At 40.3% G+C, this 20,329-nt stretch carries 18 protein-coding genes and 3 pseudogenes; 6 read left to right on the top strand and 15 right to left on the bottom strand.

Features of this window, described 5'->3' with window-relative positions; translation table 11 throughout:
- Positions 1–51: 51 nt before the first annotated feature.
- Positions 52–582, bottom strand: a complete 531-nt coding sequence (locus tag V7K49_RS22070; protein ID WP_335207471.1) for a hypothetical protein — start codon at positions 580–582, stop codon at positions 52–54.
- Between the two features lie 174 nt (positions 583–756).
- On the opposite strand from V7K49_RS22070, the gene V7K49_RS22065 reads away from it, so the two are divergent.
- Positions 757–1,872, top strand: a complete 1,116-nt coding sequence (locus V7K49_RS22065) for a 2OG-Fe(II) oxygenase (protein WP_335207470.1) — start codon at positions 757–759, stop codon at positions 1,870–1,872.
- On the opposite strand, the gene V7K49_RS22060 is transcribed toward V7K49_RS22065, so the two are convergent.
- From V7K49_RS22060 to V7K49_RS22050, 3 genes are all read right to left on the bottom strand, one after another.
- A complete protein-coding gene (locus V7K49_RS22060) occupies positions 1,858–2,100 on the bottom strand; it encodes a hypothetical protein (protein ID WP_334870664.1) in 243 nt (80 codons plus the stop codon). The two genes, V7K49_RS22065 and V7K49_RS22060, sit on opposite strands and share 15 nt — an antisense overlap.
- 642 nt (positions 2,101–2,742) lie before the next feature.
- Positions 2,743–3,324 carry a hypothetical protein gene (locus V7K49_RS22055; RefSeq protein WP_334870952.1) on the bottom strand — a complete coding sequence of 194 codons (582 nt, stop codon included), beginning with the start codon at positions 3,322–3,324 and terminating at the stop codon, positions 2,743–2,745.
- 202 nt (positions 3,325–3,526) lie between these two features.
- Positions 3,527–4,879, bottom strand: coding sequence for a helix-hairpin-helix domain-containing protein (locus V7K49_RS22050; RefSeq protein ID WP_335207468.1), 1,353 nt, complete (start codon positions 4,877–4,879; stop codon positions 3,527–3,529).
- A 382-nt stretch (positions 4,880–5,261) separates the two neighbouring features.
- Here V7K49_RS22050 and V7K49_RS22045 point away from each other — a divergent pair, with 382 nt between their 5' ends.
- Positions 5,262–6,233, top strand: coding sequence for an SGNH/GDSL hydrolase family protein (locus tag V7K49_RS22045; RefSeq protein WP_335207467.1), 972 nt, complete (start codon positions 5,262–5,264; stop codon positions 6,231–6,233).
- A gap of 409 nt (positions 6,234–6,642) precedes the next feature.
- Here V7K49_RS22045 and V7K49_RS22040 read toward each other — a convergent pair.
- From V7K49_RS22040 to V7K49_RS22030, 3 genes and pseudogenes are all read right to left on the bottom strand, one after another.
- Positions 6,643–6,996, bottom strand: a pseudogene (locus V7K49_RS22040) (response regulator); the annotation flags it as partial.
- 58 nt (positions 6,997–7,054) lie between these two features.
- Positions 7,055–8,176 carry a response regulator gene (locus V7K49_RS22035; protein WP_334870659.1) on the bottom strand — a complete coding sequence of 374 codons (1,122 nt, stop codon included), beginning with the start codon at positions 8,174–8,176 and terminating at the stop codon, positions 7,055–7,057.
- Between the two features lie 1,701 nt (positions 8,177–9,877).
- Positions 9,878–10,369 (bottom strand): annotated as a pseudogene (locus V7K49_RS22030) (hypothetical protein).
- 653 nt (positions 10,370–11,022) lie between these two features.
- On the opposite strand from V7K49_RS22030, the gene V7K49_RS22025 reads away from it, so the two are divergent.
- Positions 11,023–12,048, top strand: coding sequence for an acyltransferase family protein (locus V7K49_RS22025; RefSeq protein WP_335207466.1), 1,026 nt, complete (start codon positions 11,023–11,025; stop codon positions 12,046–12,048).
- A gap of 34 nt (positions 12,049–12,082) precedes the next feature.
- On the opposite strand, the gene V7K49_RS22020 is transcribed toward V7K49_RS22025, so the two are convergent.
- The 6 genes and pseudogenes from V7K49_RS22020 to V7K49_RS21995 form a co-directional block, all read right to left on the bottom strand.
- Positions 12,083–13,207 (bottom strand): ABC transporter permease, encoded by a 1,125-nt coding sequence (locus V7K49_RS22020; protein ID WP_335207465.1) that lies wholly within the window; start codon positions 13,205–13,207, stop codon positions 12,083–12,085.
- Between the two features lie 177 nt (positions 13,208–13,384).
- Entirely contained in the window at positions 13,385–14,524 is a 1,140-nt protein-coding gene (locus V7K49_RS22015; protein ID WP_335207464.1) for an ABC transporter permease, read from the bottom strand.
- A gap of 72 nt (positions 14,525–14,596) precedes the next feature.
- Positions 14,597–16,567 (bottom strand): ATP-binding cassette domain-containing protein, encoded by a 1,971-nt coding sequence (locus tag V7K49_RS22010; RefSeq protein ID WP_335207463.1) that lies wholly within the window; start codon positions 16,565–16,567, stop codon positions 14,597–14,599.
- A gap of 36 nt (positions 16,568–16,603) precedes the next feature.
- Positions 16,604–17,872, bottom strand: a complete 1,269-nt coding sequence (locus tag V7K49_RS22005; RefSeq protein ID WP_335207461.1) for an HlyD family secretion protein — start codon at positions 17,870–17,872, stop codon at positions 16,604–16,606.
- Positions 17,873–17,947: 75 nt separating this feature from the next.
- Positions 17,948–18,070 (bottom strand): annotated as a pseudogene (locus tag V7K49_RS22000) (ABC transporter ATP-binding protein); the annotation flags it as partial.
- A complete protein-coding gene (locus V7K49_RS21995) occupies positions 18,043–18,168 on the bottom strand; it encodes a hypothetical protein (protein WP_335207459.1) in 126 nt (41 codons plus the stop codon). The gene V7K49_RS21995 and the pseudogene V7K49_RS22000, both read right to left, overlap by 28 nt.
- 57 nt (positions 18,169–18,225) lie before the next feature.
- On the opposite strand from V7K49_RS21995, the gene V7K49_RS21990 reads away from it, so the two are divergent.
- Together V7K49_RS21990 and V7K49_RS21985 are read left to right on the top strand one after the other, a co-directional pair.
- A complete protein-coding gene (locus V7K49_RS21990; protein WP_335207458.1) occupies positions 18,226–18,357 on the top strand; it encodes a hypothetical protein in 132 nt (43 codons plus the stop codon).
- Positions 18,354–19,271, top strand: a complete 918-nt coding sequence (locus V7K49_RS21985; protein WP_335207456.1) for a class I SAM-dependent methyltransferase — start codon at positions 18,354–18,356, stop codon at positions 19,269–19,271. Before V7K49_RS21990 ends, V7K49_RS21985 begins: the two co-directional genes overlap by 4 nt.
- Before the next feature lie 299 nt (positions 19,272–19,570).
- On the opposite strand, the gene V7K49_RS21980 is transcribed toward V7K49_RS21985, so the two are convergent.
- The gene (locus V7K49_RS21980; protein ID WP_335207454.1) at positions 19,571–19,819 is read right to left on the bottom strand and encodes a GMC oxidoreductase; all 249 of its coding nucleotides are present in this window, start codon (positions 19,817–19,819) and stop codon (positions 19,571–19,573) included.
- On the bottom strand, positions 19,770–20,156 hold the full coding sequence (locus V7K49_RS21975) for a lycopene cyclase family protein (RefSeq protein WP_335207453.1): 387 nt from the start codon (positions 20,154–20,156) through the stop codon (positions 19,770–19,772). Before V7K49_RS21975 ends, V7K49_RS21980 begins: the two co-directional genes overlap by 50 nt.
- On the opposite strand from V7K49_RS21975, the gene V7K49_RS21970 reads away from it, so the two are divergent.
- A complete protein-coding gene (locus tag V7K49_RS21970; RefSeq protein WP_335207451.1) occupies positions 20,096–20,308 on the top strand; it encodes a TetR/AcrR family transcriptional regulator in 213 nt (70 codons plus the stop codon). The genes V7K49_RS21975 and V7K49_RS21970 overlap by 61 nt on opposite strands.
- Positions 20,309–20,329: the final 21 nt, after the last annotated feature.

Genomic DNA, 20,329 nt, shown 5'->3' with positions numbered 1-20,329 from the left:
CCTAACCCTCCTTTAAAAGGAGGGAATTAGAGCAAGCCTCTTGCTTCATATTTACTTGACTGGAATAATTTCAAACTCGAAAGTACTGATCAAACGGTCATCAATATAGACCTCTATTCTATGCTTACCAACTGGATCGCCAGGAGCGATCGTCCAAAAATTCTCAATAACACCCTCTGGAGCCGACTGTGTGCGCCGTGTCACAGATGTAGTGCCGTCTGCTGATATTGAGAAGTCTTCACCATTATCTGTACCCCAACTTTCTGGAGGTTTTGGTAAATGCAAGACTTCGCGCCATTTCACTTCACCTTGGTAATCTTTGAGTTTAATTCGCCATCCGTAGGCGTTCCCTTCCTGAAGTGGCACTCTTGTTGTCTGGAAAATGGTAACGTTACCCTTGGTGTCAACTCTCTTCAACCCAAACAGAGCGCTACTGACAGTAATCTGTTTGGCATTTGTTGGCGGAGGAAATGGTATGACATTTTGTCCTACAATAGAATTAGCGGCGATCGGCTCAGAAGCTATGATCCCAAACATTAGCCAAGAAGAAGCTAGCACAGCAATAGTAGCCCAAATTCTCATTAGTATGGTTTTCCTGTCAGACTTTTGGTTACTTATTCAACTAATCTGACATGTTTTTCGGGTAAAGGTTGCTTATGGTTGAACGCGGTTTTTACTGGAGCAAGAAAAAGCACTTTCTGATGACAGCGGCTCTAAATAAGGCTTGATCAGCTGAGTAAGAATTGGAAGAACCCTATGCCCGTGCGCCAGAGACTTCTGATGATCGGTGAGCCAGCCCCCTGGTTCACAGCCCGTTCTACAAACAGTGCGAATTTTCACTTCGACACAATTGCGAGTCGTTACATAGTACTCTGCTTCTTCGGTTCAGCGGGAATAAAGACGAGCCAGCGCATTCTTGAAGACATCTGGAGCCAACGGGCAGTCTTTGATGACCAAAACTGCTGTTTTTTTGGCGTGAGTGTCGATCCAGAGGATGAGAAGCAGACCCGAATTCAGCCGCATATTCCGGGCATCCGGTTCTTCTGGGATTTTAATGAAGCCATTAGTCAACAGTACGGTGCTGTTACTCCTACAGGGAATTATAGACAATTTACTTTAGTACTCGATTATAGGCTGCGGGTGCTGGCAGTGCTGCCGTTTAACGAGTCACCCGAAACCCATGTGCCTCAGTTAATGGCATTTCTTGCTGAGTTGCCACCCATTCACTCAGAAGTTCCGGCGGCAGTTCAGGCACCTGTCTTGGTTGTGCCCAGAGTATTTGAACCAAAACTGTGTCGGGCGCTGATTCAGTTCTATGAATTGCATGGCGGTGAAGACTCTGGCTTTATGCGGGAAGTCAATGGTCGTACAGTCCCAGTGTACGATTACGGTCATAAACGGCGGCGGGATCAGGAGATTACTGACGAGGAACTGCGGAATGCGGCGATGCATCGAATTTCTGATCGCCTCGTTCCCGAAATTTTCAAAGCCTTTCAGTTTCAAGCGAACCGAATGGAGCGCCACATTGTTGCTTGCTATGACGGCGAAACTGGTGGACACTTTAGACCCCACCGGGACAATACCACCAAAGGGACTGCTCATCGCTGCTTTGCGGTGTCATTGAATCTGAATACGGGTGAATACGAAGGTGGATGTTTGCGATTTCCAGAATTTGGTCAGCAAACCTATCAACCGCCTGTGGGTGGAGCTATCGTCTTTTCCTGTTCCCTGTTGCACGAAGCGACACCTATAACTCAAGGACGGCGGTATGCCTATTTACCCTTCCTCTATGATGAGGTAAGAGCTAAGGTTCGGCAGGCAAATCAGCATCTTCTTGGGTCTGCTTTAGAGGAAGAGTCAACCAAGGAATAACGCAAAAATTCTAGTGTTACTGGTAGATGAGAGCAATGCGATTTTGTGAGATTGGCAAAAAACGAGCGATCGCTGAATACTCCCCTCTATTGCAGTTGATTGATCAACTAATTTGCCATTTTCCAAGGCAACTTTAACATTGATTTCTGGAGCATAAAAGTCATTAACTCTCTTACCTGAAGGCCCATTGGTAAGGTCATAGGTAGGATATTTGTCATTATGAATCAATACAATTAATAGTTGGAGAACTGAATCAACGAAGCTAAAACTATACAGAATGCTGTGATAGATACTTGCTTACAAAGCTATTTGGTTACTGATTCGTTAAAGTTGAAATTTTTTTATCAGACTTATCGGTGTTTTAGGAATTATTTATCTTGGGAATTTGCTATTTTAAGTTCAACTTGATTGCTACCAATTTTGTAATTGATAATAGGAAGATTACGGTAATAAAATTAAGTTAAGGTTAAGAATATACAACTAAAGTTTTAAGATTAACTTGTTATTAAAAGTTTGACATTAATATCAATAATATCGTACAATACGGCTCAGTTAAGAATAATCGTAGGTTGCGTTGAAGAACTAAACCCAACATTAAGCGTTAATTGTTGGGTTTCACTTCATACCCTACGGGTATCTTGCTACAACCCAACCTACGCAGCTTAAGATTTTTAGGACTAACTGAACCCTATTGTAATATCGTAACGATTATTTACATCCGTCATACTATCTCCGAAGATGAAAGCATCGTCAGGCAGAATTATGCTTATAAAATTATAAATTGCTAAAAATTACACTAAAGTGGTAGGAATTCAGTTTTAGCAAAAATTAAAAACAGAAACTGCAACCAACTGACTTGCATTACGAAAACTAATTCGGTTTTTGCACTCCTATTTTGCTTACCTGATAACCTTTTTCACTGGTGTGATAACTTCTTCGCCATTTTTCGAGATGATCTATAGATATTGATTTAGATACGACATTCACACCATTTCCTCGCCAAGCAACTTCTGCATCTGTTGTGAAAACCCCGCACTCTAATTGATCTAGCCTCATATTCCAATATTCACTAAATCGACCTTTTAAAGTAATAACTTGCTCAAATACCTTGTTTCTATGTTTATTTCTTCTTTTTCTTTCTGTCGCTCCTGTTGCTTCTGTATCAATAAACTTAGTTTCAATTAAAAACAGACTACCTTTAAAGGTCAGGTAGACAAAATCACACTTCCCTAAATCTGTATAATCTGAAATTGGAGATTTTTCAAATAACAGCAATTGGGCGCATGAAGGAAACAAGTCTTTAATATTCAGAAATAAATAAGCTTGCAATAGAAGTTCCTTATCATAAGGAAACAAGATAACTCCTTCAAAAAATTTTTGAATGTCCTCCTGAGTTTGGGGTTGAATTCTTTTACAGTATGAAACAAATTTATCTAGCTCGTTGACAATCATTAAGTTCTAACTCCTTCCCCCGATCGCAGCCTCAAGTCCCTTGGCATAAAAAGATACCACTTCTTCACGGAAATCATCATCCGCAGAAGTAACTAAAAAACTAATCATCATCATATGTATTTAAGTCTATTTACTGTTGACAGTTCAGTAAAACTGATTTTTTAGCTACTTTTCAGTATTAGTGAACTTTTCAGTCTTGGCGTCAGCTACCAGTTAACGATTTTATATGAGCAGGAAAACTGGCGTTTTGCAAAGCTTGAACAGTTATTCTAGAATCTTGTACGCAAAATTGCCAACCCAAGCGAACAAGTTTACGAGAATTTTCAGTTTGGATAATTCCAATCACTGGCATTTTTGCCTTTTCTTTGTCTCCTGACTGTTCTTGCAAAATTGTTTTCAAGCGATGTAGTTCTTCGATATTACCTGCTTGCTGGGGATTTAATTCCACCATCACCATTTGCACTGTTTCCACTGGTTCTGCATCTTCTAAAATAAATTGAGTTTGCTCGTCGCGTCGATCTACTTTTCCCCAAATAATCAATCTAGTATCAACTTGGAGTAGGGAACTAATGCGTTCATAGGTTTTAGGAAAAACTACAGCTTCTGATTGTGTAGTTAAGTCTTCTATTTGCAAAATTGCCATCTGATCGCCTTTTTTAGTAACCACTTTTTTTACGTTATTCAACATGACAACTGCACAAAGCCTTATTTCTTCCTTTTGTTCTCCCAGTTGCGAAAGGTTAATTGGAGTTAAAAGTGGTGCTATTTGCCGTAAGGATTTCAGGGGATGATCTGATACATAAAAGCCTAATAATTCTTTCTCCTTTTGCAACTTTTCCTGTGGGGTAAAATCCATCACAGGTTTAGATTTGGGAGCAGTTTCAAAGGCATTATTTGCTCTTTTATTCTGAGTATAAGAAAATCCCTCACCTAATAAATCTAAAAGATTCCCTTGACCACTGGCTCTGTCTTTAGCGCGAGATTGTGCCCAATCATACACTAATTCTAAGTCGTTAATTAACTGTTGGCGGTTTGGTTCAATTTTGTCAAAGGCTCCACAATAAATCAGCGATTCCAGAGTCCGGCGGTTAACAGCACGTAAATCGACGCGATCGCAAAAATCAGCAAGGGATTTAAACTCTCCTGTCTCATTTCTCGCCTCCAAAATACAGGCGATCGCATTCTGTCCCACATTACGCACCGCCGAAAATCCAAACAGAATCTTTCCCGCTGTCGGTGTAAAATCAACCCCAGAACGATTAATATCTGGCGGATCTATGGAAATACCCATATTAGTACAGTTAGTAATATATCTCTGTACCTTATCTGTATCGCCACTGTTTGCCGTCAACAGTGCCGCCATATATTCCAATGGGTAATTAGCTTTTAAATATGCTGTTTGATAAGTTACATAAGCATAGGCAGTCGAATGGGATTTATTGAAGCAATTGGAAGCTATTAAGCCATTTTTGATCGCAAAATTATGGTCTTGCTCAACCCCAATGTCATAGACATTTTGTTTGCCTAAATATTTACGTGTGGCTATTTTGATCATCCTACCCTACCCCCGAAAAAAAAATTGCGAAGTTTTGCGAAATTAATTGATAAAACGCTCAAAATTGTAGCTATAGTAATACCTATAATACAAAATAGATCACTAAAAAACACTGCTATACTCTTACACAAAAGTAGCCCAAATATATCAAAACGTTGGTAAACTATTAGATAGACAGTTAATAAGCATATAATTGCTGTTTTTAAAGCTTATTAAATACATTTCAATACCTATTAATCCGCTTAGTTAGATGCCTGGGGAGTGGGGAAGAAGCAGGGGAAAAAGTTTTCCCTTCTGCACCCCGCCCCTCTACCTCTTTCCAATGCCCAATGCGTCAGTTACGATCGTTGAAAAGCAACTCGGTATAAAAGAGTGCGAGTAGGTGAAAGTGGCGCTGATCGTAATTTTGGCGGTGGTTGTGGGATTGTTTGTGGTAGTCGAGATCGGACTGCGATCGCTCTTTGGCTTTGGTAATCCCCTGATTTACATTGGCGATGAGCAGATTGGTTATTTATTGGCTCCTAACCAGCGTACCCGTCGTTTTGGTAATCGCATTGAAATTAATGAGTATTCTATGCGAGGTAGTCCGATCAAAAAGATACCTGCACCTTCTGGGCTGAGAGTTTTACTGTTAGGGGATTCTATTGCTAATGGTGGCTGGTGGACAGATCAGAATAATACAATATCCACAATGATGATGCGTTCTCTGGCATCATTCACTAACAGTAATTATCAGGAAGTAGAAGTGCTGAATGCTTCAGCTAACTCTTGGGGACCAAGGAACGAGTTAGCTTATTTAGAGAAGTTTAGCAATTTCAACGCGCAGGTGGTAGTGTTATTAATTAATACCGATGATTTGTTTGCGACTCCTCCCACTTCTTTGCCGGTAGGACGCGATCGCAACTATCCCGACAGTAAACCTCCCCTGGCATTAGTGGAAGTGTGGCAACGTTATATCGTCAAGCAAAAGCCAATTCCCGAAATGAAAGCAGTGCATAATGAAGCAGGCGATCGCGTTGGGATTAATCTGGAGGCGATCAGCAAAATTCAAGCCCTGACTCGCCAAACCAACAGCCAATTTATACTAGTTATGACTCCCTTACTGCGAGAAATTGGTGAACCAGGCCCCCGCGATTACGAAATTAGAGCACGGCAGCGCTTGAACGATTTTACCAAAGTAGAGCAAATTAACTATATAGATTTTTTACCGCTATTCAATTCAACTACCAACCCACAAGGTTTGTATCACGATCACATTCACCTCAACTTGCAAGGTAATAAATTTGTCAGTGAAATTATGGAGCGATCGCTTTTGGAAATACTGGGGGAGGCATCACTTCTTCAGAGCTACTAAAGTTATCAATTTTAACCCAAATAAAGGTTCGTAGTGAGCAATTTATCGCTCACTTTCAAGGACTATATTCTAACCCTTCTCCTTAAGAGCGGGACGCTACGCGTAGCAAGATCCCCGTAGGGGTACGGGTGACTGAAAAGTTAGATCCCCGACTTCTTTGAAAAGTCGGGGATCTGGACACTGCGAATTTTCATAACTCATTTAGGATTGCTATATCCCACAAACTGATTTGCAGGTTTATGCCTCAAGCGATTGAATGACTCTTACTAGCTGCTTAGACATATATGTCTCAATACAGTTCAGTTAAGCATTTTTTCCTTCTCTCTGTGTTCTCGGCGCCTCTGCGGTACCCTGCGGGAAGCCGCTCCGCGTCTACGTTAAAAAATTGACTTTGATAAAAGAGTTTTAACCTTAACCCAAGCGTATTGGTATATGTCTTAGTTATATAGGTGTCAGCACCTTGCTTTGTTGCCCACAAGCGGTGAAATGCCTGATTTTGGCTACTACAAATTACAATAGGCACTTTTTGATTGATTGGATTTATTTTGATGAAGCGATACAATTCAAATCCACTTATTCCTGGTATTACTACATGCGTAACAATTGCATTCGGCTTTTCTTTTAAGATTATTCCTAGAGATTATTTAGCACTAATTATTTTAATTAGATTGTAACCCTTATCGCTGAGATAATGACTAATTAATTTAAATTTAATCAAACAATATTCTATAATTAGAATAATACTAATCCAGGTAATACTCAACCTTAAATCTCCAAAGAGATATGTTGGCTTTCATAGAGTTATTTATTATAATAGTAAATTAAATAATATGTTTAAAGATTACTTTTAGTAAATCACCTTGTGTAAAAGGCTTAGTTAAATAGCCTGATGCTCTGACCATCTTAGCTTTAGCTCTATCTATAAATCCTACTTTACCTGACACCATAATCACAGGTGTATTTTTAAAATGTGAGTGTTTTCGCAGCAAAGAGCAGAGTTCATATCCGTCTAAATTAGGCATTGAAATATCTAACAAAATTATGTCAGGTTTTGTGCGAATAATCTGCATTAAAGCTTTTAAAGAATCCGTGACTCCGACAACAGAAAAGGTTTGCTCATCTAAATAACTCTTAATAGCATTCAATACCGTAGGACTGTCATCAATACAAAAGATTGTGTAGACTTTTTTATCAACAGGCGGTTGGGTGATTCGTTGATCCCTATGTTCATTAGTATTAATAGAGTAGGCTGGTGGTTTATAGCTGTTTGTTCTAGACGACTTTGGTGTAGTTTTAGGTTTCAGCTCATTTATTTGGAACAATTGTGAGGGGTGCGATTGAGAAGTTGGTGATGTCTGACGATAAGTCGCTTCTCTACGAGAGGCTTCTCTTTCAGAGACACTAACGCGAACGCCAACGCTTCGGGGTGTTTGACATCGTTCAACTAGTAAGCGGAGATTTAGATGACAAAACTTTGGCATGTCATCCAGAAAGCTTTCAGGAATAAATTCATAACTCCCCTCTTCTAAGTTCAGAAAAGACTCCAGAACTTCTAGTGCCAATTCCTCTATCAGTATCGCCGCTTGAGAGGGACTGATATATTTCTGATTGACTAACCAGCAAATAGCCAGATAATCTGGGTTCGGTATTGCCTGATTTTCAATACCAGTTTCAAATATCGCCCGCAACTGTTCTTTGATTCCGCCAGGGAGAGTAGAAATTTCCTGACTCAAGCGTTGCAAATTCCTGTAAAGTGGCTCAAACATTTTCTCTGAGTAGGAGGCATAAATGAGTTTACCCTCGTCCACATATATAGACCAACAGCCTGACGTGCTAAACACCTGCAAACAACCAGTAACCGACTTACCAGTGATTTTTTTTAACAGAGATAAAGGCTGGAGCTTTTGGAAAAATCTGTATCTACTAATCGGAAGTGTCTTCATTGGGATGGCTCTGGAATAAAATTAACATTTGCAAGCAAAATTAGTGAATTACCTTTTCGGAATTCACCGCGACTTTGTTAGAAGCACTATCAGATAAATATAGCGGTCACATTTAAGTTAGTACAGAGATTCCATACCCCCCAACTCCTAATTCACCAATCTCTGTTAAGCTATAAGGCACGAATTACAACTAAACCAATTCATGTTATACCCCAATAGCAAAATCGCCTGACTGGTTGCCAGGATATAGTATTTCAAAAATTAGATTGGTTTTCTGTATCTTTCGCTAATCTAGGCGATCTAACAGTAGCTCAAGTGTGACGCACACACCATTGGCTCTCGCCCATCAGTCACAAAAGTATCATTGTTATCCGTATTTTGCAGCCTAAAATTGCAGATACTTTAGTTATCTTACAAAAGTTGTTTTGCCCCTGATGCTAAAGTTTAGAGCGACCAAAACCTACAAGAATGTAGACGTAAAGGGATTTCCTCAAGGCTTTTAGGCATTAAGTCCGCGCTGACGAACTATGTTTTTGTAGTCGTGAGAAAGTCGTCGGCACTTTTGCTAGAAGTTTATTCTTGAGGGAAACTTCTAGAGTTGAGGCTGCGTTATGCGCGGCATCGTCTCACGCCACTTGACGCCAGTCCGCTCAAGTCGGGATACCCGCCCACACGGCTGGCTCCTCTACTTGGGAAAACCCCTCTGAGCGAGTGGCTCCCCTTCTCCCATCTGTGAGAGGCTAGCACCTGCCGTAGGATGCCCGAACGCAAGAGCGTCTCCTCTAGGAGAAGGGCTGTAGGAAGAAGACCGCACTCCCTCACTGCGCTGGCCTCTCACGAATGGGCGCTCCACTACTAAGTACTGGGCAAGAAATTGTTACTTTCGTTCTTTGTTGGGGTTCTAATCCCCATCCAAATCTTCCCAGTCCTCAGTCCCTAATCCCCAATAAAGAGTTCAATGTCTTACTTAGGTTTGTGATTGTAGAGCAACTCTTAGTGTTGGGATTGGGCAAAATTATCACTTGCACAACAATAATGGTAACCTCCGACCAAGAATGAGTTAGCTGATAATTGCCGCCATGATGGTGTGTGGTGAGATGCACAGGCGACCAAATCAGCAGAAGGGAATCTCTTCATAAGCACTGGAAACGGGTTCTAATGTTGTGTGGGGCTAAATAGTCACCCTACACTGGAGTGACAAATTCAAGAACTTACAGCGATATTCTTGATTGCTAGTACATACCTGCAAAATAGCTATTTTCAGCTAGATGGTAGATAACAAGTAACGTACTCACTAAAATTCAGATTACTATAATTTTCAAAAAAAGTTAGCAGAAATATATAAACTTCATGATAAATCAGTAAAGTAAACATGAAAACTAATTAATATAATCTTCTAGTATTTATTTGTTCAGATGTCCTGAAAGACTGAAAATGTACAGTAAAAGATAATTTTTTCTGCTTATTGAATTACACTTATAAATGAGTGAATCATTTTATGGTAGCAATTTACCATAAAAATCTCAAGTTTTAAAAGTCACAAATATAAATACAAAATTGTACGCGTAGGCGTAGCCCATCATAGACATCGCATTCATTAACCCATAAGATATATGTAGCAAAAAGACGCAAAGAATTTCTTTGCGTCTTTGACGTGAGATTTAGAAGTGAATAATCTCACTGTTATACTTCGTCATTTACTTAAAATTGCTCCCGCCAGCACCAGCTTAAAAGTGTACCACCAGCCACCAGCTTAACTACTTCCAGTACCCAATAACTGCCGTGTAGTAAATTCATTGTCGATGGAATAGCAGCAGCAGCTTCAAATAGGTTGAGTTGAACTCCTATAGCGCACATTTGCGGAGTTAAGAAATAGGTATCAAGCATAGCTATAGTTAGTAGCAGCCCAGATAAAACAATACTGCCAATACGCCAGTGATATCGGATTTTGCCCAAAGCTAGTGCCCCAGTCAATACTACAGCAGCAGATAATAATTCCATCCGATTGAAGTTCCAAAAAATCGTATAGCCTGCTGTCGTAAAACCTGCTTGGCTCATCATCCCAGAAAGATAAAGACTAAGCATAATTACTCAGTCTAAAACTAGACTAGCACTGAGCCAAAAGCCCAAAGTCAATATGATCGCAGTTTGCCAAATTGGTCGTTTGAATTCAAGGCTAGAAATAGCAGTCATAAAATAATTGCGTGTGTTGTATTTCTTAGTTTCTAACTTCACTAGCCGTTTGACAAGAAATATCAACTAACCTTTACAAAGCGATCGCTCTTAATTCATTCTTAATCCAATCCCAAGATTTTTTAAACTTAATTGAGAAATATTAAGATATTTTAAAAATTAATTTAAATATATTTTGTCTGTTAGAAATACTCATTTTTTATATTGAAAGTAACTAGTACAGCACGGCGAAAATCCAGCTAGCATCTCAATTAACAAGACTTGGGGCGAAATCCCTTGTTAAAGGTAGGTAAGCAGTGAAAGATTCTCGCCAAATTGCGACAGGGTAAGCCTATTAATTTGGCACTCGACAAAATTTCATCCCGCACCGCAATGTCAGTATGTTTACCCTTATATTTTTATTGTGTAATCGGCTACAAGTAACCAGATGACAGAAGAAGGTGAGAAGTCTCGCCTCTTTCTGCCAGTTCTTCTGCCAAAAGGTTTTTTATGGATACACAAGTGATTGCCTCCGCCATCTCCGAGGCAGTTAATCAATCTGTTGCGTTCGTATTTTCCAAAAATTTATACTATTGTTACTAAGTTGTACGCACTAAATAGTCATTTCCTAGAAGTACTAAGACAGTACATAGCTAAAATAAGAGATATCATTAATGTCGCAAAGAATTGAATGGATTGATTGTTGGAAAGATCTTGCCATAATTACAGTTGTTGTCGGACACATTATCGATCCAGTATCGAAATATATTTTCTGGTTTCATCTGCCACTTTTTTTCTTTCTCAGTGGATATCTTTATAGAAAAAAAACTGACTACTCTGCTTTTTTCAAGAAAAAGTTTTTTCATCTTTTAGTACCCTATTTTTCATTTCTTTTTTTATTTACTCTAGTTCAGCATCTACCATTGATAATGGATAGTTGGCAGCATAAAAAATTATTGTCGATAAATAAAATTATCATATTTTCATTTCCAATAATCTGCAAAGAAGTGTATGGTGGAGCAAATCTGGTGCTTTGGTTTGGTATATTTTGGTTTGTAACTTGTTTATTTTTTACACAACAGTTATATAACCTGATCTATATAAAGTTTGGCTCTAATAATTGGCTGATGATAAAAATTATGCTTTGCTATTATTGTTTAGCAATGATTAATTGTTATTTGATAAAAAATGTTGTCTTTCCTTGGAGTATTAATGTAGTTGCAATGGCACTTCCATTTTATTGGTTAGCACACATGGCAGCTAAATCATTATTAATTAATTCTAAAATCATTAGATTAGGAATAATAGTATTTTTGGCTGCAATTTTCCTAGATGCAGGCTCTTTGCTGCATTTCAGTTTTAATATGAAAAATACCAGCTATGGAGTATTAATTTTTAATGTCGTTATAGCTTTATCTGGTATTAGTATTACACAGCAATTGGCAGTACTACTTCATAATAAATCTTACATAGGAAATGCCCTGTGTGAACTTGGTAGTGCTTCTATGCTCATTATGTATTTGCATCAACCAATACAAATAACTATGAAGAATTATCCAATATTCGCAAATCAAGGAATTAGGGTAATAGGTGCATTAATTATTTCATATATTATCTACAAAATTATTATTAATTATTCAATTATGCGTCAGCTTTTCTTAGGTGATTTTTCAACGGCAGTGGTAAAAGTTGATGAATAGTGTTGCTAGTACTGAATTTAGTTACTCATGAAGGTTAGCTCAACTGACGACGAAATTGGTTAATACTGATAGATAAAAGCACTATGGCAAAAACTAAAAGTGCGATCGCATTCAACCAAAGTACGTCCAAACCTGAGCCTTTAAGCAGTATCCCCCGGACAATCGCTACATAATGGCGTAAGGGATTTAGTAGCGATATATACTTAAGTATTACAGGCATGTTTTCGACGGGAGAGAGTGCACCCGAAAGTTGAATCAATGGTAAATTAATAAAAAATGATGTTAGTACAACTTGTTGCTGAGTACGACATATTGTTGCCAGCATAATCCCAATGCCAATTCCGACAAATAAATAAAGTCCTGATAGTCCTAAAAATAGAAAAGCATTGCCTCGAAAAGGCACTCCAAAAACTAATCTTCCCAAACTCAAAGCTAAGATGACATCGCCCATCAACAGAATAAACAGCGGCACAATTTTAGCTAACAAAATCTCCCAAGCTTCAGCTGGAGTCATTAATAGTTGTTCCAGAGTTCCTGTATCCTTTTCTCGGACAACTGTGACTGAAGAAACCAAAGAACTAATTAGTGTCAAAACTACTCCCAAAACTCCTGGAATGAAAAACCAACTACTCACTAGTCCAGGATTATAAAGAAAAGTTGTTTCCGGGTTAATTAATGCTGGTGCTTGATTAGATGTAAATCGCTGATTAAATTGAGAAATAATCTGATTTAAATAACCTTGAGCAATGCCAGCAGTATTAGCATCTACTGCATCAATTAAAATCTGGATATCGGCTGGTTTATCTTCGGATAAATGGCGATTAAAATCGTAGGGAATTACCAACCCTGCTATGATTTTTCCCTGCCGTACTTGCTCACCCAAATCCTGATCGTTGAACATATATTTTTCAACGACAAAGACTTTATTTTCAGTTAATTCAGCAACTAGCTCTCGGCTTTCATAAGTATTGGCATAATCAACGATTCCTAATTTAAGGTAATGCACATCTGGATTCAGACAAAATCCATAAATTAACATTTGAATTGTCGGAGGAATTATTAATAATACTAGTGTTTCTTTACTCCTCAATATTTGGCGAAATTCTTTAATAGCTAAACTCCAGAATCGGCTATTTAATAATCTTTGGATTAAGTTCATGATTAATTTAGTTCTAAATGATCAAAAGGATATAGATAGTAGGAGACGCGATTAATCGCGTCTGTACAGGAGTTAGGAGTTAAAAAAGTTTTATATCTGGCTTTCAGGGTGAGATGCTGTACTTGATTTAGTTACCAACTGCTGTATAAAAGAATAAATCTAATATTCAGGTAATAATTAATCTGATAATTGCATTCGTTTTAATATCCCACGGCCTGCATTAAATAGCAATAACCCTAAGATAACTAGCATTAAAAATGATAACCAGACCCCTGCCCACCCAGTGCCGCGTACATAGGCATCACGAGTAATTTCAATATAATAACGTGCTGGAACAATATAAGTAATTAGTGAGAGTGGAAAGGGTATATTACTAAGCGGATAAATGAATCCACTTAGTAATAATGATGTTAAAAAACCTAGTAGTGCAATAGCCTGGACAGCAGCATTTTGAGTGGGAGAGCGAATACCAATTAATAAACCAAACATAGTACTATCTATCAAAAACATTAGTGTACCCATTAATAATGGCGTTGGATCTCCAGCTAGTGTCAATTGCCAAATTATTACACTCATAATTATAATAAGTGAAGCTTCACTAATTCCAATGAGTAGGTAAGCTAAAGCTTTTCCTAAGAGGAATTCTTCAGCGCTGAGGCTAGAAGTGTAAACTTGTAATATTGTCCCTTTTTCTTTCTCCCGCACCATAGTAATTGCTGTTAATAACGAGGGAAAAATCCATAAAATCACTGCGAAAACACCTGGCACTATAGAAAGAGATTCTTTTCTTCCCGGATTAAACCAGAGGCGGATATGAGCAATAATTTTATCAGATGATGGTTGTAAGCCAGAATTTTGAAGAAAGAATCTGGTTGTTGCTTGAATACTGTTTTTGATAACTCGTGCGTTGTTAACATCAGTTCCATCAACTAAAATTTGTACTGTGCTAGTTAAACCTGATTTAATCCGACGACTGAAATCTGGCGGAATCACCACAGCAGCTTTTGCAAGTCCCTGATCAATTGCCCATTGAGGATTTTTGATTTGAAGTTTTGTATTTGAATTGAGAAGCGGAAAGCTATGATTATTAACTGGTTCAAATTGATTTGTCGCAAATAACCGCTCAGTATAAGCACGGCTGAGGGGACTGACATCAAAATCTTGGACAAATAAGGGAATATTTTTAGATTCTAATCGAATCGCAAAACCGAAGATAATTAAGCTGATAAATGGTAGGAGGAATGCTAGTGCTAATGTAAAGCGATCGCGCTGAAATTGGGCTAATTCCTTGCGACATTGAGAAAAAATTCGTTTCATTTTTATTGGTCATTTTTCCTTAGTTATTAATTCCCCCCTGCCTCCCCTGCCTCCCCTGCCCCTCTACTCTTCTTAGGTACGTTGCACAATACCAATAAATGCATCCTCAAGAGAAAAGGGAATAGGTCGCAGAGAGCGAATATTGATCTGCTGTGTTTGTAAAATTGAGCGGATATGGGGAATATCTGAGTCTGGATGATCGAGAACAAGGTGTAAGCGATCGCCAAAAATCGACACCCGCCACGGTGCCAACTGAGTTTTGAGTAAATTAGAGGCATCTTGGGTTTTATCGGTCACTACCTCCACCAGTTGACCGGGTTGAGCAGCTTTAATCTGACTCGGCGAACCCTGTGTCACCACTTCACCTGCTACCATAAACCCCATCCTGTTACATTGTTCTGCTTCTTCTAAATAATGGGTAGTCACCAGTACTGCTGTACCTGCTCTGGCAAACTCATTAATTAACCGCCAGAACTGACGACGTGCTAAGGGGTCTACTCCTGATGTCGGTTCATCTAAAAACAAAATTTCTGGCTCGTGCATCACTGAAGCGCCAAAAGCTACCCGCTGCTTCCATCCTCCTGGTAGTTGTCCCGTGAGCATATTTTCTCTGCCAACTAAACCACAGGTGGCAAGTACCCAATCAATTTTGGTGCGGCGTAATCGACTTGGCACACCATAAACTCCACAGTAAAATTCCAGATTTTGGATAATAGTCAAATCATCGTAGAGGGTGAATTTTTGACTCATATAACCAATGCGTTGGCGCACGTCACTACTACGCAGATTCTGAGTTTGTCCAGCTAAAGAAATTTTCCCAGATGTTGGTTCTAGCAGACCGCAGAGAATCTTAATGGTAGTTGTCTTTCCTGCACCATTTGCTCCTAGCAACCCGTAAATTTCACCATAGCGAACTTCCAAATCTACACTCTTAACCGCCTGGAAGTCGCCAAATACCTTTCTTATTTTATTTGCACCAATAGCAATCGATGAGAAATTGGAAATTCTTCTGTCCCCAGTCCCTTTTTTTGTACTAGGAAAAGCTATAAATTCTGGGTCATTGCCAGCTGCACGCAGACGAGAAACAAAAACGTTTTCTAAGGTAGCGTCAGCAGTTTGAATGCTGTCAAGTTGTAGTCGCTGCTGAGTGAAAATTGTCTGAACTGCTGCTGTACCGACTGCGACATCTTTAACTAGCACATCCAGGCGATCGCCAAAGGTTTGCACATCGACAATTGATGTGTGTTTGCTATTTGTCGCCTCATGTAATACTCGTTCAGCTGCTTCAATGTGCTGAGTCCGAACTTCCAAACGCTGTAAACCCAGACTCTCTCGCAACTGAGAAAGGGTGCCAATTTGTTGAATCTCTCCTTCATACATTAAAGCAATGCGATCGCACCTTTCGGCTTCATCTAAATAAGGTGTCGCCACAACTACTGTCACTCCCTCTGCGGCAATGGCGGCGAGAACATCCCAAAATTCTCGCCGAGATACCGGGTCAACTCCTGTAGTTGGCTCATCCAACAGCAGAATTTCAGGTTGAGAAATCAACGCACAGCACAAAGCTAATTTCTGCTTCATCCCACCGGAGAGGCGACCAGCCAAGCGATCGCCAAATTTATCCAAACTCATTAATCGCAGATATTTCTGACGACGCCCAAAGAATTGCTTTTCGGGAACTTCCCGCAATCCCGCAGTATAACGCAGATTTTCATCAATACTCAAGTCGAGATACAGTGAGAATTGCTGTGTCAGATAACCAATAGATAAACGGGCATCGCGGGGTGGTTTGCCTAAAATCTGGATATTGCCAGCAGATGCTTCCATGACCCCACCCAAAATATGGAAGGTGGTTGTTTTTCCTGCACCATCAGGGCCAATTAAACCAAAGATTTCTCCCCGTTGGACGGCAAAATCTATTCCCTTAACCGCGACTAATTTTCCATAACGTTTAGATAAACCTTCTACCTGAATTACTTCTGCACCAATTTTAGGATGACTTAATGAATCGCCCAAATCAGCAGATGGCGTGATGGTAGTCATAGAATTTTGGATTGGGGAATTGGAGTATAGCTGAGGTCATTTTTTTGCCTTTGGTACCATGCTAATCTCAGCATCTGCTGGCATTCCTGGCTTGGCGAATCCATTGGGGTTGTCGATGGTGATTTTGACGCCAAAAACTTGTTTAACTCGGTCTTGCTGGAAATAAATATTCTCAGGGGTAAAAGATGCTTCGGTGTCAACGGCAGCAATTTTAGCACTTAAGGGTTCTTTAGGTGCTGAATCTAGAAATACCTTCGCTAACTGACCAACTCGCAGTTTTCCAATTTCGCCTTGGGGGATAAAACCACGTAAATAAACTGTTTTGGGATCAATCACTGTAAGCAGGGTTTTGCCAGTGCTAACAACTGCTCCTGGTTCTACACTCCGGCTGACGACTACGCCTTCAATTGGGCTTTTCACATTCAGGTAAGCAATCTGGGCTTTAGTTTCTTGCTGGGAAGCTTTGGCATTGGCGACATCAGCTTGAGATGCGGCTAGTTTTAAGCGTGTCTGTGCCAATTGGGCGCGTAATCCACCTAGTTGGGCGTTACGAATAGAAGGATTTAACGCTGTGCTTTGGGCTTGGGTCAATTGTCCTTGGGCAGAATTGACTAATTTTCGATAAGAATCTACTGCTGCTTGACGTGATTTCAGGGTAGCAAGGGCAGTTTCAAGGCTTGTTTGGGCTTGGTCAAATTGTTGCTGGGTAACAGCTCCGTCAGCAACCAATTTAGTGTAGCGATCGCGATTTATTTGCGTGAGTTTCAATTCCGATTTGGCTTGTTCTACTTGAGCTATCGCTTGATTTAGTTGCGCCTGACTGGAAGCAACCGACGACTCAGCTTGAAAAATCTGACCTTTGGCATCTCCCCGCGCCTGTTGTAAAGAAAGCTGATTTTCCATAATCTGACTTTCTAGGATATTGATTTGCAACCGCGCCTGTTCTTCTTGTTTGCGGATGGAATCTAAACGGGCATCTGCGCCCTGAAGTTGTGCTTGAATCTCTGCATCATCCAACTTCACAATCACTTGATCTTTATGGACTGCATCCCCTTCTCGCACCGCTACTGACTCGATTCGACCCGCTACTTTTGCACCAATATCAGTTTCATAGCCTTCAATGCGACCACTCAACCGCAGCGCGTTAGTTTCCGAGTGTGGTAAGAGAAAAAACCAGGTTGTTACACCTGCACCTATGAGTAACAGGGCTACAGGGATAAGCACAGCAGGAGACAGTTTACCCTTTTTTTTCTCTGGTACAGCACCATCAATGGGTTCTTGGGGTGGTGAGATTAACTGAGCCATATTGGAGTGGGGAAGAATATCAGAATGACGGTTATAAATTGGTTAGATTAAGCGGCGTTCACTTTTGCCCTGACATCATATACCATCTTTCATATAGACGATGCGATCGGCAATATCAAGAATCCGGTTATCATGTGTCACTAAAAGAATTATCAAACCTTATTATTTAGCTAATTTTTGCATAATTTCCACAACATCGCTGGAGAAAAATCTGCATTATTCGCTCTTTCGAGCGTTGGTAAAGATGTTGCCATCTTTGCTAATGCAGTATCTGCAATTGCAAAAAGACTAAACATTCACCTTATTGGGTGAATCAATCAGTCTAGCAGTTACTCATACTCAAACCCAGAGCCATGCGTAAACTTCTTGATTGCGATCGCCGTCAATTCAAAGAGGAAAATTTATCAGCGATCGCATCACATTGCATTCCCTCCAGTTTTGTCAGAAACAATAGCACAAAAGTGTGCGATACTCACTATTTATGAGAACCCTATTTGCCTTTATGCTGAAGCGGAAAGTAGAAAAAACAGCGATGAGATTTGCCCAAAATTCCACCCGCCACCAAGGCTTGATAAAAGCCCTAATTCTAGGTTTTTTTTTGTTGGCATTCATAATGCCCACCAGTGTTTTAGCCGACGAAAGCGAACAAGCCAAAGCTTTTGACCATACAACCACGCTCCAAACTGTACTTACCAGCAGTCATCGCTCTGCTGCAAATCGTGACCGAGACAAGTACCGTCACCCAGCCCAGACTCTTGAATTCTTTGGTCTGCGCTCGAATATGACCGCGGTTGAATTGTGGCCGGGGGGTGGTTGGTATACCGAGATTCTCGCCCCGTTTCTCCAGCAAAAGGGACAATTCATAGTTACCAACTTTGCTCCCAGCACGAGTAAACAGGCTTTAGCTTTCCAACAGAAGCTAGCAGGTGAGCCAAAGATTTTTGGTAAAGTTAAAGTCGTTGAAATTAATCCCCCAAATGAACTCACCCTAGCCCCAGACAATTCCGTAGACATGATTCTTACCTTCCGTAATATTCACAACTGGGTTAAGACTGGCTATGCCGAGCAGGTTTACGCGGCGGCTTACAAAGCACTCAAGCCGGGGGGCATCCTGGGAGTGGAAGAACACCGTGCCAAACCAGGCATTTCTTTGCAAGAGAGTATCAAAACTGGCTATATGTCTGTTGATGGGGTAATTGCTGCTGTGGAGAAAGCCGGCTTCAAATTGGTGGGCGAATCAGAGATTAACGCTAACCCAAAGGATACTAAAGACTATTCAGGTGGAGTCTGGACACTACCTCCGACCTTGAGCCAAGGACAAAAAGATAGGCAACGCTTCCTCGCCATTGGGGAGAGCGATCGCATGACTCTCAAGTTCGTTAAACCCAAAGCCCCCTAATTAGATATGTGCGATCGCGTAGTCTGCCGTAGGCAATCGCCTGCCTCTATCTTGCTGAGGCAAACACGCTCCTTGCGGCATTCAAGCGACCTAACAGTGCCGTCTGGTAGAGAGGAAAACAAAAGAGCGATGGCGCAGAGCGCCCGCCAGAGGCGATCGTACCCTATATCTGATATCTACAGACTACTAGTACGCCACGGCGTAAATAGAGCAACCATTTAAAATCCCTAAAGAGCTTATTCCATAATACTTTTGACTTTTGACTTTTGACTTTTGACTTCCGCCTTGCGGTACTAGCTTTATTCTAATGACCTAATTATGATGTCCGTTCCCTTATTAGCAATCATCATAGTTGCTGGTGCTGGAGTGATTTGCTTTTCACGCCATTGGCTCAAGCCTGGTTGATTACCAATGTCCATGCCTAACTCAAGTGCCGTTTTACACTTCTCTATATCTCCAGATGCCGTCAGGTATCTTGGTTCAACGAGGGGAGCGTCATCAGGTTTGCTTGAACACAAGGTAACAGTTCCTGTACTTTTCAGGTGCATTATGTTTGGCCACAACCAGAAAGAATGCTTTGGACCTGAGAAACCTTTCAGTGTTCCAACACCTACAGAGGATTCTATCTAAAACTTTTGCTTGCGCTAGCTGAATGACGCGACTGTTTAACCTTGGTTGAGGTACTGACTGATAACCCCACTCAATTTCAGAACAATTCTGCAAAACTTCAAACCAGTCGCTTGGTGTCCACATCTGTAGCTTGTTTGGTGTTTCTCCAGCTTCTATAAGGAGAATACTTATACTTGAGTCATGAGCAGCGAGTTTTGAGGCAACTATGCTCCCTGCTGATCCCGCACCAACAACAATATAATCATATTTTTCCATGTAAATCACCCCAACAACACTGTTCTCAAATTACGGTCGATGCCATCCTGACTGCAACTGCTCATATTTTGACTGAAGAGGACTATGATACTGCCAGTACGAATCGGATTGCAAAACTAGCCGGAGTGAGCATTGGTTCGCTATATCAGTAATTTCCAAATAAAGAAGCACTA

It is taken from the genome of Nostoc sp. (assembly GCF_036919675.1).
GTDB lineage: Bacteria > Cyanobacteriota > Cyanobacteriia > Cyanobacteriales > Nostocaceae > Nostoc.
Note: the sequence above shows the minus strand (reverse complement) of the source record. Positions and strands in the feature narration are given on the sequence as shown.

Bases quoted from the DNA above. Each gene is read 5' to 3' on its own strand.
- V7K49_RS22070 (WP_335207471.1), bottom strand. From the start codon at position 582: ATGAGAATTTGGGCTACTATTGCTGTGCTAGCTTCTTCTTGGCTAATG.
- V7K49_RS22065 (WP_335207470.1), top strand. From the start codon at position 757: ATGCCCGTGCGCCAGAGACTTCTGATGATCGGTGAGCCAGCCCCCTGG.
- V7K49_RS22055 (WP_334870952.1), bottom strand. From the start codon at position 3,324: ATGATTGTCAACGAGCTAGATAAATTTGTTTCATACTGTAAAAGAATT.
- V7K49_RS22050 (WP_335207468.1), bottom strand. From the start codon at position 4,879: ATGATCAAAATAGCCACACGTAAATATTTAGGCAAACAAAATGTCTAT.
- V7K49_RS22035 (WP_334870659.1), bottom strand. From the start codon at position 8,176: ATGAAGACACTTCCGATTAGTAGATACAGATTTTTCCAAAAGCTCCAG.
- V7K49_RS22025 (WP_335207466.1), top strand. From the start codon at position 11,023: ATGTCGCAAAGAATTGAATGGATTGATTGTTGGAAAGATCTTGCCATA.
- V7K49_RS22020 (WP_335207465.1), bottom strand. From the start codon at position 13,207: ATGAACTTAATCCAAAGATTATTAAATAGCCGATTCTGGAGTTTAGCT.
- V7K49_RS22015 (WP_335207464.1), bottom strand. From the start codon at position 14,524: ATGAAACGAATTTTTTCTCAATGTCGCAAGGAATTAGCCCAATTTCAG.
- V7K49_RS22010 (WP_335207463.1), bottom strand. From the start codon at position 16,567: ATGACTACCATCACGCCATCTGCTGATTTGGGCGATTCATTAAGTCAT.
- V7K49_RS22005 (WP_335207461.1), bottom strand. From the start codon at position 17,872: ATGGCTCAGTTAATCTCACCACCCCAAGAACCCATTGATGGTGCTGTA.
- V7K49_RS21995 (WP_335207459.1), bottom strand. From the start codon at position 18,168: ATGTTTAGTCTTTTTGCAATTGCAGATACTGCATTAGCAAAGATGGCA.
- V7K49_RS21990 (WP_335207458.1), top strand. From the start codon at position 18,226: ATGCGTAAACTTCTTGATTGCGATCGCCGTCAATTCAAAGAGGAAAAT.
- V7K49_RS21985 (WP_335207456.1), top strand. From the start codon at position 18,354: ATGAGAACCCTATTTGCCTTTATGCTGAAGCGGAAAGTAGAAAAAACA.
- V7K49_RS21980 (WP_335207454.1), bottom strand. From the start codon at position 19,819: ATGCACCTGAAAAGTACAGGAACTGTTACCTTGTGTTCAAGCAAACCT.
- V7K49_RS21975 (WP_335207453.1), bottom strand. From the start codon at position 20,156: ATGGAAAAATATGATTATATTGTTGTTGGTGCGGGATCAGCAGGGAGC.